The sequence below is a fragment of the Microbacterium sp. ZXX196 genome (genome assembly GCF_009709595.1).
GTDB classification, from domain to species: Bacteria; Actinomycetota; Actinomycetes; order Actinomycetales; family Microbacteriaceae; genus Microbacterium; species Microbacterium excoecariae.
The window spans coordinates 1-241 of record NZ_WMEE01000472.1; the positions used below are offsets into that span (position 1 = coordinate 1).

A 241-nucleotide genomic window follows, 5' to 3' on the forward strand; every position below is an offset into this window, starting at 1 on the left:
ACAGCGCTGGTGGATGGGAAAAAGCTAAATGTCGGAGAAAGCAACGAAAACGGCATATTTGATTTACCTATTCCTGTTGCAGCGAGCCATCTTACTTTTGAAGCCAGGGGATATCGACGGGTTTCAATAGCCATGTTTGTGCCTGATAAAAACCAAGAGAAGGAAAGATTTAAAATCGGGATGACGATGATTGCGCTGGACTCGCAGCTCATTGGCAGTCCCTATAAACCGGGAATTAAAA

At 44.4% G+C, this 241-nt stretch carries 1 protein-coding gene; it reads left to right on the top strand.

Annotated elements, in window-relative coordinates; genetic code table 11:
* Positions 1-241, top strand: a 241-nt coding sequence (locus GJQ66_RS14420) for a hypothetical protein (protein ID WP_196215952.1), incomplete at both ends; no start/stop codon positions are given.